The sequence below is a fragment of the Rhodanobacter sp. C03 genome, assembly GCF_002001175.1.
Classification (GTDB): domain Bacteria; phylum Pseudomonadota; class Gammaproteobacteria; order Xanthomonadales; family Rhodanobacteraceae; genus Rhodanobacter.
Genome location: NZ_MUNT01000004.1, coordinates 75,288 through 87,364 on the forward strand (window position 1 = coordinate 75,288; position 12,077 = coordinate 87,364).

8 protein-coding genes are annotated in these 12,077 nt (G+C 63.6%); 1 reads left to right on the forward strand and 7 read right to left on the reverse strand.

Annotated features, from left to right (window positions below; all coding sequences use genetic code 11):
• Positions 1 to 2: 2 nt before the first annotated feature.
• The 7 genes from B0E48_RS06635 to B0E48_RS06665 form a co-directional block, all read right to left on the reverse strand.
• On the reverse strand, positions 3 to 497 hold the full coding sequence (locus B0E48_RS06635; RefSeq protein WP_077517210.1) for a GNAT family protein: 495 nt from the start codon (positions 495 to 497) through the stop codon (positions 3 to 5).
• A 22-nt stretch (positions 498 to 519) separates the two neighbouring features.
• A complete protein-coding gene (locus B0E48_RS18145) occupies positions 520 to 729 on the reverse strand; it encodes a DHCW motif cupin fold protein (protein WP_174566721.1) in 210 nt (69 codons plus the stop codon).
• Complete coding sequence (locus tag B0E48_RS17475; protein WP_139350186.1) at positions 730 to 1,299, reverse strand: hypothetical protein; 570 nt, start codon at positions 1,297 to 1,299, stop codon at positions 730 to 732.
• Positions 1,300 to 1,524: 225 nt separating this feature from the next.
• Positions 1,525 to 1,947 carry a hypothetical protein gene (locus tag B0E48_RS06650; protein WP_139350187.1) on the reverse strand — a complete coding sequence of 141 codons (423 nt, stop codon included), beginning with the start codon at positions 1,945 to 1,947 and terminating at the stop codon, positions 1,525 to 1,527.
• Between the two features lie 94 nt (positions 1,948 to 2,041).
• Positions 2,042 to 2,344 carry a HigA family addiction module antitoxin gene (locus B0E48_RS06655; protein ID WP_077517213.1) on the reverse strand — a complete coding sequence of 101 codons (303 nt, stop codon included), beginning with the start codon at positions 2,342 to 2,344 and terminating at the stop codon, positions 2,042 to 2,044.
• Between the two features lie 11 nt (positions 2,345 to 2,355).
• Positions 2,356 to 2,634, reverse strand: coding sequence for a type II toxin-antitoxin system RelE/ParE family toxin (locus B0E48_RS06660; protein WP_077517214.1), 279 nt, complete (start codon positions 2,632 to 2,634; stop codon positions 2,356 to 2,358).
• 111 nt (positions 2,635 to 2,745) lie between these two features.
• A complete protein-coding gene (locus B0E48_RS06665; protein WP_217317855.1) occupies positions 2,746 to 11,397 on the reverse strand; it encodes a glycoside hydrolase family 94 protein in 8,652 nt (2,883 codons plus the stop codon).
• Between the two features lie 186 nt (positions 11,398 to 11,583).
• On the opposite strand from B0E48_RS06665, the gene B0E48_RS06670 reads away from it, so the two are divergent.
• Positions 11,584 to 12,039, forward strand: coding sequence for a GNAT family N-acetyltransferase (locus B0E48_RS06670; RefSeq protein WP_217317857.1), 456 nt, complete (start codon positions 11,584 to 11,586; stop codon positions 12,037 to 12,039).
• The last annotated feature ends 38 nt before the right edge of the window (positions 12,040 to 12,077 follow it).

Below are 12,077 nucleotides of genomic sequence, written 5' to 3' on the forward strand. Positions count from 1 at the left end.
AGTCAGCCCGCCAGCTCCTTGAACATGACAAAGGCATCGACGAGACCAAGGCGCTGGTGCCGGAAAGCGCGCGGCAGTGTGCCAACCACCGTGAAGCCAAGCTTCTTCCACAGGCGCACAGCGCGTTCGTTGGTCGATACGACCAGGTTGAACTGCATCGCGAGGAAGCCCATCGACAGCGCTTGCACTTGCGAGTGCACGCACATCAGCGACGCAATGCCCTGACCCTGTGCCTCAGCGACGACGACGTAGCCACAGTTGCAGACGTGTCCACCCAGACCCGGCTGGTTGGGCTTGATGATATAGCTGCCCACGACCTGCCCGTCCGGCGCACAGGCCACGAAGGTCGCGGCCGGAAGCTCGACCCAAGCCTGATGTGTTTCAGCCTCAGTGCTTTGCGGCGAGTTGGCGAGTGTGTCGCCGGACTGGAAGGTCGCGTGCAGGATCGACCAGACGGCGGGCCAGTCAGCTTCTTGAAAAAGACGGATGAGGGTCATGGGTAAGGTGTGTACTTGGCCTTCAATCGACAATGAATAGCTTTGCCCCGATTTCGGTGAACGACCGGTGCGGTTCCGCGTTGTCGGCGACTTGATAGCTCATGCCAGCGGTCAGAGTGAACTTGCGGCCGTCTTCCAGCTCGGTGTGAAGTTCTCCATCGACACACAGAAGTACATGTCCCTTGCTGCACCAGTGATCCGCGAAGTAGCCAGGCGTGTAGCTCAGGCACACTTACGGCCAGCGCCTTTTCATGGCGGATAGTATCTTGGCCAGCTGCGCTTCTGCTGCTTCTGCCTGTTTATCGAAGAGTTTGCCAAGATGTATTCGGGGGTGGCTTCGTCCTTCGCCTTGTTGCCATTGTTCGTAGGTGAAAGTCTCGTAATTCCCGAAGGTTCGGCCCACAAAGGCGCGCTTTAAAGGCAAGTGCTTTGAACGATCCAGTTTTGCAGGGTGGCCGGCGCAAATATTTCGAAGTTCGCGAACCTCCTTCCATGCAGGAATCTTATGTGGATTGAGAGATTGTCCAACTATCGTTTCGTAAATCTCAACGATCGAATCTTGTTGAATAATGATTGCCTGTAGTACCCCCCAAAACTCAAGGTATGCGGTTAGTGGCTCTTCGGAAAAATCTCGCGCTCGATGCAGCTGAAGACTTTCCGTTGAGTCTTGGAGAAGGTACATACTGTTGTAGTACGCGGCGTATGCCGCACCGTTGGCCGGATCAAAAAAGAATTTTTGACACGCCGAGTTCGAATGAAAATGATCGTAGATTTCAGATCGACGAATACCGATGGAATTCATACATAACGCCCGGCGAATTCAATTCAGAAGTGCACCACTCGAAGCCGAGTGGCGATTCAACCGCCGATTCGATCTCAAGATTCTTGTGCCGCGGCTGCTGGTTGCCATCGCACCCAGCAAACCTTGGCCGGAGTGGCGTTTGCGAGCTGTTTCACCGCGCTGGTGGCTTAACTTCAACGCGAATCAGGTACCGTTTTGCCCCTTTACCCGCAATTAAACCGGGCACTATTGACGAAAAAGCACTGACCACAAAATGCCAAGGTATGACCCCACGAAACCTCCGAAGGCAAGTAATAAGAGCGGCGTTTCATAAATGCCTCGGTCGTTGAACATATCAAGTAAATCTGATCGAAGCTCAACATTATCTTTACTCTTCCACAAGCCATACCCAACGATGCACAAAAACAATCCAATCGCTATCAGAAAAATAGAGTACCCAATCGCCTTGTCCAGATACACTCTAATGCCTAAACTAATTATGGCAATTCCAAACGAAATACACACCAATGCGCCAGTACGCGCATTATTAACGCTGTCCCGCGCCTCCCTCTGATCAGTATATAAAGCTACTAATTTATTAAAAATTATACGATCCTCGAAACTTAAGCTTTCAAACAACTGCGTACCAATCTTCGCATTATTATCCATATACATTTTGCCTGATTCGCGCTGAAGTTAAGCTATTCGAGTGGGTAATCAAACGCCCAATGAGGGGACGGAGGCAATTAAATGTCGGTCAATCCTACGCCGCGTGTCGCTCGCTCCACGGTGTGATCTGGCTCAATGTCTCAGCGATCTCATCCTTGGTGGTCGCCCGGTCATGGTCATCCTGCAACCCTGTCCAGAATCCCTCGGAAGTGCCGAAGAACTGCGCCAGGCGCAGCCCGGTATCGGCGGTGACGGCACGCTTGCCGGCCACGATCTCGCCGATGCGACGCTGAGGCACACCGATTTCCTTGGCCAACCGATACTGGGTGATACCCATCGGCTTGAGGAATTCTTCCAGCAGAATTTCGCCAGGTGTGGGGTAAGGGATGCGGCGCATAGAGCTCTCCATCAGTGGTAGTCGACGATTTCCACGTCATGGGCGTCGCCATTGCGCCAGACAAAACACACACGGTATTGATCGTTGATGCGGATGCTGTACTGGCCGGCGCGATCGTGCTTCAAGGCCTCCAGCCGGTTTCCCGGCGGAATCCGCAGGTCATTGATGCGTGCAGCGCGATTCAGCATGGCGAGCTTGCGCATGGCGACGGTTTCGATGGACGTCCAGCGACGGACACGGCGTCCGAGGAACAGCGCTTCGGTATCGGCGTCGCGGAACGTCCGTATCATGCTGAAACAGTATCGCGCGGAAATAGTAACGTCAAGCGTTACTATTTCCGTAAAGAGGTAAAAGCAATCAAGTTGCTTTCCCTGCTTCTTGTCATCTTGATCGGATAGTCATCATGCCCGCGGGTGATTGAGCTCCACGCTGTGCTCCACCCCGTCATCGACCAGCGCAATGCAGCCATCCGCCTGCGCCACACCATCCAGCCACACCGTACTCACCGTACCGGCATCGCTCTGCCGCAGGTTGATCCGGTACAGCGTGTCGTGGTGGCGGTAGTCCAGCGAGAAACCTTCCCACTCCACCGGCAGCACTGGTGCGAAGCGCAGGCGAGCGGCTTCCAGACGCAGGCCAAGTAGCGACTCGACGATCAGCCGGTACATCCAGCCAGCAGAGCCGGTGTACCAGCTCCAGCCGCCGCGGCCGACGTGTGGCTCGACCCCGTAGACGTCGGCGCTAACCACGTAGGGCTCGACTTTGTAGACGTCCATTTCTGCGGGGCCACCTCCGGTGGTCGCGTCGCTGCCGTGGCTGACCGGGTTGATCATGCGCAGCAGTTCCCAGGCGCGCGCGCTGTCGCCGAGTTCGGCGAAGGCCATCGTGGCCCAGATCGCGGCGTGCGTGTACTGGCCGCCGTTCTCGCGCACGCCGGGCACGTAGCCCTTGATGTAGCCGGGGTCGAGCGGCGACTTGTCGAATGGCGGATCGAGCAGCTGCACCAGGCCGGCATCGCGGCGCACCAGATGCTGGTCGAGCGACGTCATCGCCTGTTGCTGGCGTTCGGGCGAGCCGGAATGGGACAGCACCGACCAGCTCTGCGCGATCGAGTCGATGCGGCATTCGTCGTTACCGCTGGAACCGAGCGGCGTGCCGTCGTCGAAGTAGGCGCGGCGGTACCAGGCGCCATCCCAGGCGTGTTGTTCCAACGCGTTGCGCAGCTTGGCGACTTCGTCCTCGCAGCGTTGCGCGAAGGTTTCGTCCGCATGCAGCCGTGCCACTTCGGCGAAGCGCGTCAGCACCTCACAGGAAAAGAAGCCCAGCCACACGCTTTCGCCGAAGCCTTTCTCGCCGACCCGGTTCATGCCGTCGTTCCAGTCGCCGCTGCCGATCAATGGCAGCCCGTGCGTGCCGCGCGGCAGGCTGTGTTCGATCGCGCGCACGCAATGCTGGTACAGCGTTTCGCGCAGGCCGGAATGTTGCGGCAGGTCGTAGTACGACTCCTCGCCCGGATGCAGCGGCCGGCCTTCGATATAGCCGACCTTCTCGTCGAGCACGCCGGTATCGGCGGTGGCCAGTACGTAACGGCTGGCGGCCAGTGGCAGCCACAGGTAGTCATCGGAACAGGTGGTGCGCACGCCGCGATCCAGTGGCGGATGCCACCAGTGCTGCACGTCGCCTTCGGGGAACTGGTGGGCGGCGCAGAGCAGCACTTGTGCGCGTGCCAGTTCGGGCGCGGCGTGGATCACCGCCATCGAATCCTGCAGCTGGTCGCGGAAGCCGAATGCGCCGCCGGACTGGTAGTAGCCGCTGCGCGCCCATAGCCGGCAGGCGATGGTCTGGTACAGCAGCCAGCCGTTGGCCAGCACATCGAGTGCCGGTTCCGGCGTGCGGACCTGCACCGCGCCCAGCGTGCGCGCCCAGTGCGCACGCACCTTGGCCAGCGCATCGGCGGCCGAGCCGTTGCCGCGGAAACGCTGCACCAGCGCGCCGGCGTCGGTGGCATTGCGGCCCAGCCCGAGCCGGAAGATCACCTGCCGCTGTTCGCCGTCGTCCAGGGTCAGGTTCGACTGCAATGCCGCGCAGGGATCGAGGCCGGTGCCGAGGCGGCCGGACAGATGTGCGCGGCCCAGTGCGGCGGGTGCGCGCATGCTGCCGTTGCGGCCGAGGAATTCGCTGCGGTCGCCGTCGATGGTGCGTGCGGGATCTTCGAGGTCGAAGAACGCCACCCGGTTCGGGAACTCGCTGTTGTACGCATTGCGGGCGAACAGTGCACCGCTGGCCGGATCAGATTCGGTGACCACGTGCATCGCGGTCTTTTCGCGCAGATCACCCAGCAGCCACTCGACGTAGCCGGTGACGCTGAGCTTGCGCGATTGGCCGGAGTCGTTGCGCAACTTCAGCACCGAGAATTTCACCGAGGCATCCAGCGCCACGTAGACCCACAACTCGGAGTGGATGCCGTCCTCGACATGCTCGAACACGCTATAGCCGAAGCCGTGGCGGGTGATGTATTCGCCGTTGCCACGCGCGGGCAGTGGGGTCGGCGACCACACCTGGCCGGTTTCCTCGTCGCGCAGGTACAGCGCCTCGCCGCCGGCATCGCCGACCGGATCGTTGTGCCAAGGCGTCAATCGGAACTCGTGCGCATTCTCGGCCCAGGTATAGGCGCTGCCGCTCTCGGAGATCACCGTGCCGAAGTGCGGGTTGGCCAGCACGTTCGACCACGGGGCGGGCGTGCTGGCGCCATCGGCCAGCACGACCACGTATTCGCGACCGTCGGCGGTGAAGCCGCCATGTGGATTGGCCAGCTGCAGCGTGGGCAGCGTGGATGCGACTGGCGCGAGTGCGCTGGCGATACGCTTCGGCCGAGTTGGTTCGAAGCGTGGCGCATGCGTTTCGACCAGTCGCCGGCTGATCTGTTCGGCGAGACTGCCGCGATTGTCGGCCAGGATGATGCGTGCGCTGGCTAGCACCACCATCCGGTCCTCGCTGGACAACTGCTGCGCGGGGCGCACGAAGATGCCGCCGGGACGATCGAGCAGGCTGGCCTCGCTGCCGGAGGCGATCAGGCCCATGATCGCGTCCTGCAACTCCTGCCGGTAGCCGGCGCGATCCTCGTTCCAGATCACCAGATCGACCGCCAGCCCTTTCAGTCGCCAGTACGCATGCGCCTGCACCAACTGGCGCACCAGCTCGATCCGCGCCGGGTCGCTGATCTGCAGCAGCACGATCGGCAGGTCGCCGGAGATCGCCTGCCCCCACAGGCCGGACTGGCCACGCCGGTTGCCGCGCAGCACGGCAGCTTCGGCACGCAGGTTCGCGTTCGGGTAGATGATCGAGGTGGCCATGTGCTCGTACAGCTGCGCATCGGCGAGGCTGGCATTGAGCTGGCGCAGCAGCACCTGGCTGTGCGTCCAGGCCAGGTCGAATACGCGGTCGGCGAGATGGCGGTCGCGGTATTTGCCGATCAGCTGCACGCAGGCGTCGCGGCTGGGAGCCATGCCGGTGACCAGATCCACCGTGGCCGACTGCTCCGGTTCCAGCGTGATGCGGCAGCGGATCGCCACCACCGGATCGAGTACCGAACCGGCGCTGTTGGACAGCTGCGCCTGCTCGCGATCCAGCATCTGCGGTTGCGCCGCGCTGCGGCCACGGCCGAGGAAGCGCGCGCGATCGGTTTCATACGAGATCTCGTCGATGTCGGCGTCATGCACCGCCAGCAGGTGACACATCCACGGCACCGCTTCGTCGTGCGCGCGCGGTCGGCGGGTGCACACGATCGCCTGCAGCTCGCGCACCAGTTCGGTTTGCACGAACAACTTGCTGAAGGCCGGGTGCAGCGCATCGGCCAGTGCCGGCGCCAGCACCACTTCGGCGTAGCTGGTCAGTTCGATCGTGCGCCGCGTGCGGCTGCGGTTGGTGATGCGGGTGCGGCGCAGTTCGATGTCGTCTTCCGGCGACACCACGATCTCGGTGTGCGCGTCGAAGTCGCGTTCGCGCACGCGGAACTCGGCGCGCGCATCGGAGAAGATCGCCTCGAACAGCTCGGTCTTCTTCAACGTGGGTTGATACGTGGTGGACCAGTACTCACCGCTGGCGACATCGCGCAGGTAGCAGAACATGCCCCAGTGGTCGCGCGTGATGTCCTCGCGCCAGCGCGTCACCGCCAGTTCGCCACAACGGCTGTAGCCGCCGCCGGCGCTGCTGAGCATCACGTGGTAATGGCCGTTCGACAGCAACTGCACCGCCGGGCGCGCCCGGTCCGGATCGGCGAACACACGCAGGCGTGCTTCGGCGGCGCGCGAATGGCTGTCCGTTTCGGGGACGCCGGACGTGTGTATGTATTCCGCGGCGGTGCGCGGGATGCGCTCCTGCAGCAGCAGGCTGGTGGCCTGGAACTGCGGGTCGGATTCGAAACGCCGCTGCATCGGCTTGCCCAGCAGCGCATAGTCCAGCGCCAGCAGGCTCATGCCCTGGTGATGCACCATGAACGAGCGCACCAGCGCGGAGGTCTGCCCCAGCGGCAACCGCGCCGGGGTGTAGTCGATCGCTTCGTACAGGCCGAAGCGCCCTTGCGCGCCGCCTTCCGCCAGTCGCTGCAGGTTCCGGGTGGCCGCGGCCGGCGCCACCATCATCGCCATGACGCAGGCATACGGCGCGATCACCACGTCGTCGCCGAGTCCGCGTTTCAAACCCAGGCCGGGCACGCCGAACGCGCGGTACTGATAGGTGAAATGCGCATCGAGCGTGTTGTAACCGGATTCGGAAACGCCCCACGGCAAGTTCAGCTGGTTGCCGTATTCGATCTGCCGCGCCACCGCGGCGCGGCAGGTCTGGTCGAGCAAGGTGCCTTCGTAGCTCGGCATCACCAGCATCGGCATCAGGTATTCGAACATCGAGCCGGTCCACGACAGCAGCACCGGTTCGCCGCCGCTGGTGGTCAGCAGCCGGCCCAGCGAGAACCAGTTGTCCTGCGGCAGCTGGCCCTGCGCGATCGCCACGAAGCTGGCCAGCCGTGCCTCGGAGGCCAGCAGGTCGTAAAAGCCCGCGTCGAGCCGGCGCTCGTCGACGTTGTAGCCGATTGCCAGCAGGTCGCGCGCGCTGTCGTAGAGGAAGCGGTAATCCATCAGCGCCAGTTCGCCGGTTTGCTGGGCCAGCTGTTCGATCGCGGTGATGCGTTCGTTCGCACGCGCGCGCACTGCGTCGGCATCGTGCGCGGAAGGCCAGCACAGCGGTTCGATCCGTGCCAGCTGCGACAGCGTGGGGATGCCGCTGAAGCCGGCGTCATCGTCAGGCGGCGGATCGAGGTTGAACGCGATGGCTTCGTCGTACAGATCGCTGCACTGGCTGCGCAAGGCATCGAGCCAGAATGCCGCATCACTGTCGGGCTCGACGACGAGCGTCTGTGCCAGCGTGTGGGTATGCTCAAGTTGCCGCTGCAGCACGGCCATGACTGCGCTGGCGGTGGCCGGTGGTGAGGCCAGCGTACTTTCCAGATCCTGTTGCATGGACTTCAGCGCACTGGTGTTTGCGCTGTCGAGCGTGTCGTGCAGCACGCCGAGCGTATCGAGCAGGCCTTGCAGCGCGCTTGACCGGAACACCGGCTCGTCGAGCAGCGCCAGCAGGCCCGGGCGCAAGGTCAGCAGATGGCCAGCGAGATTGCCGCTGTCCACCGCCGAGACGTACAGCGGTGCCAACGGCTGCAGGCTCAGCGTGTCGTACCAGTTGTAGAAATGGCCGCGATGGCGTGGCAGCTGATGCATCGTAGCCAGCGTCTGGCGCGTGCGTTCGAGCAGCCGGCCGGTGCTCAGGAAACCGAAATCATGCCCGGCCAGATTGGCCAGCAGGGCCAGCCCGATATTCGTCGGCGAGGTGCGGTGGGCGATCGCGGGCGCGGGCTGTTCCTGCAGATTGTCTGGCGGCAGCCAGTGGTCGGCGGGGCCGACATGGGCGTCGAAGAATGCCCAGGTCCGGCGTGCCAGCGTGCGCAGGAAACGCAACTGCACCGCCGTCGGTGCAAACACGACAGGCATGCGCGGCTTGCTGATCCACCAGGCGATCGTGGGCGACAGCAGCCACAGCACCAACAGCGGTGCAGCGAGGATCAGCACCAGCGGACGTTGCAGCGTCAACGTCACGGTCAGCAGCAGCGCCAGCAGCGGACCGACCCACATCAGGCGCCACAACGTGCCGGGTGCATTGTTGCTGCGCCGCTCGACGTCGCTGGAAGTCTGCCATTGCAGCAGCAGGCGTCCACTAACCAGCATCCGCCACAACGTGCGCACGATCGCATCAAGGCTGTACAGCACTTCATGCGGCAGCCACGCGAGCGCCAACGCCATCCGTGCAAAGTGCTGGCCCATCGCGCGTAGCGCGGCGCGCAAATGCTGATCCAGTTGCACCTCGGAGGGTTTCTGCACCAGATCGAGCAGGGCCGACAGCAGCGGCGGAATCAGCACCATTGCCAGCACCGCCAGCATCCACGACAGCGCTGGCGAGATCACCAGCCAGCCAATCATCAGCAACAGCAGCAGCGAGGTTGGCACCAGGCTGCGGCGCAGATTGTCGAGGATCTTCCAGCGCGACAGTGCGGTCAGCGCGTTGCGGCGCCAGCCGTCATGTGCGGTCGGCGCCCATGGCAGCAGCCACGGCATCAACTGCCAGTCGCCACGAATCCAGCGATGGCGGCGCTTCACATCGGCGCTGTAGCGCGACGGATATTCCTCGTATAGCTGCACGTCGCTGAGCAGGCCCGCGCGGGCGTGGCAGCCTTCGACCAGGTCGTGGCTGAGGATGCGGTTTTCCGGGAAGCGGCCGTCCAGGGTGCGCTCGAACGCATCGATCGCATAGATGCCCTTGCCGATGAACGAGCCTTCATGGAACACGTCCTGATAGACGTCCGAGACCATCTGCGTATACGGATCGATGCCGGCGTCGCTGCCGTACAGCTGCGCATAGCGCGAACGCGCGGTGCTGGGCAGGCTGATGCCCACGCGTGGCTGCAGGATCGCGTAGCCGGCCACCACGCGCCGCAGTTCGGGGTCGTACACCGCGCGATTGAGCGGGTGATCGATGGCGCCGACGAACTTGTGCGCGGAATCGCGCGGCAGCTGGGTGTCGGTGTCCAGCGTGATCACGTACTGCACCAGCGGCAGCGTGGCGATATCGCCAGCGATCAGCAGGAAGCGCTCGCGTCCGTTCCCGCGCAGCAGCCCGTTGAGGTCGGCCAGCTTGCCGCGCTTGCGCTCGTGACCCATCCAGCACTGTTCGGCCGCGTTCCACAGGCGCGGTCGGTGGAACAGGAAAAAGCGGTCGGCCTGTGCGGTGGCGTACTGGTCGTTCAGCGCCTCGATACGCCGGCGCGCCAGCCGCAGCAGGGCCGCATCGTCGGGCAGCGTCTCCTGATCGGCATCGGTGAAATCGGTGAGCAGGGCGAAGTGCAGGTATTCGTCGCGGTTGGCGAGAAAGCGCACCTCCAGTGACTCGACCAGATCCTCGATGTCTTGAGTGCTGGCGATCATGCTCGGGATCACCACCAGCGTGCGTGCGCTGGCCGGAATGCCCTGCGAATAATCCATCCGCGCCAGCCGCTGCGGCGCCACGGTCAGCGTGGCGAGCCAGTTGAGCAGGCTCAGCCCCAGCTGGCTGGCGAGTATCGTCGCGGGTATCGCGATCACGATCAGCGTCCACAGTGGCAGTTGATCGTGCGCAGCCGCCTGCACCAGCGGGCGCGCGAACAGGAAGGTGAGCAGGGCCAGCAGGCCGAGGTAGATCGGCAACGGCGCCCGGTCGAGCAGGCGGCGCAGAGTTTCGGCGAGCGGCGGCCGTACGCCGAGTTTTTGCTCGAGTGTTCGCCGACCGCGGTCGATCAGATAGAAGCCGACATGCCGCTGCAGCGATGCGGCATCCCTCGTCAACGCGTCGTCCTCACACAGCTCGATCGCCGCGTCGGCCACCTGCTGTTCGCTCGGCAGCTGTTTGCGGGCCAGCGCCTCGACCACATGGCGGTAATGATCGCGGGTAGCGAAATCCATCGTGGCATACACGCCGGCCGGATCCTCGCGCAGCCGTTGCTCGACGAGGCTGGTGTGCTCGACGAAGTCGCGCCAGTCGATTGCCGACAGCGCGCGCAAACTACCGATGCTGTTGCCAACCGACACCTGGTGCGCGGCCTGCTGCTGTGCCTCCAGCTGCACCAGATGCTCGATGCTCTGACCCGACTCGGACAGGCGTTGTTCGATCCAGCTCAATGGCAGTGCCAGCGCAGGGCTCTGCCCTTGCAGCCGACGCGCCATCTCGGCGACGAACGGGCCGGTCATCGGCGGGTTCGAGCGCGCCATGTCGGCAACCACCAGCACCACGCTCTTCGGGTCGAGCTCGGCGGTGCTGGTCATCGCGTCGGCCCAGCGCGCGGCCTTGCCGCGATAGCGCCAGTCCGCCATCACCCGCGCGGCGACCCGGCGCAGGTTCTCGATCAGCGCCAGCCGCAACATGATCGGGATCGCCCACAACTCGCCCAGCTTGAGCGGAGTGACGGTCTGATAGGCATTGATGAAGCGGCTCAGGCTGCTGATGTCGACGCGGCCGTCGCCATGCGAAATAATTTCCAGCGCGATGTCGTAGACGCGCGGCAGATCGACCGATGGGCCGTTCTGCAGCCGCGGCAACTCGCGGCTGTAGCCCTTCGGCAGATGCCGGCGGGCGATGCGGATCTGTTCCTCGATCAGGTAGAAATTGTCCAGCAGCCATTCGCCGGCCGGGGTGATGCGTCGACGCAACCGGGTTGCTGCGGTCAGCCGTTCGCAGGCGTGGATCAGCACCGATTCGTTGTCGGCCAGTCGCGCCAGCAGCAGGTTCGCGCTCGCCCGCGTGCTCAGTCGATGCTGGCCGGCCAGGGTCTGGCCGTGTCGCTCCATCTGCTCGGCGCTGAACAGCTCCGCGCGTAGTGCCGGCTCCTGCTCCGGTTTCGTGCGTGCGGCTGCGCGGTGCCGCCGGAAGGCGCGCAGGCGGCGCAGCTTGAGCAGATCGAGTGTGCTTCCCATATTCAAAGTTCGAGCTTTCCTTCGGTATGCACGCGATCGGGTCGCAGACAGGCCAGTGCAAGCGCACGGCGGATGCGTCCATGGCATCCGGATGTACAGGCACCGGCCTTGACCATACGCGCCAACATGTGAAGGCGGCGCACGCTAGGATGTGCACACTGTTCCATTCACCGGAGTTGCTCCGTGCCATCGCTGCTGATTCGTGCCGCTGCGCCCGCCGATCTTCCCGAGCTGCTTGCCTGGAATGCCGCGATGGCCTGGGAGACCGAGCAGAAGCGGCTCGATCCCGCCGTGCTGGAGCGTGGCATTCGCGGTGTCTTCGAGCAGCAACGGCGGGGCTTCTATCTGATCGCCGAACATGACGGCGCAGCCGTCGGCAGTCTGCTGGTGACCTACGAATGGAGCGACTGGCGCTGCGGCGATTTCTGGTGGATCCAGAGCGTCTACGTGACGCCTACAGCACGCCGCGGCGGCGTGTTCCGTGCGTTGTACGCCGAGGTCGAGCAGCGCGCCGCCGCTGCTGGCGCGGTTGGCTTGCGTCTGTACGTGGAGACCGAAAACCAGCGTGCCCAGACGACCTATGCCGATCTGGGCATGCAGCGTTGCCATTACTTCATGTACGAGGCGCTGCTGCCGAGCCAGGCCTGAGGGTTTTGTAGGAGCGGCTTCAGCCGCGATGCTTTTCT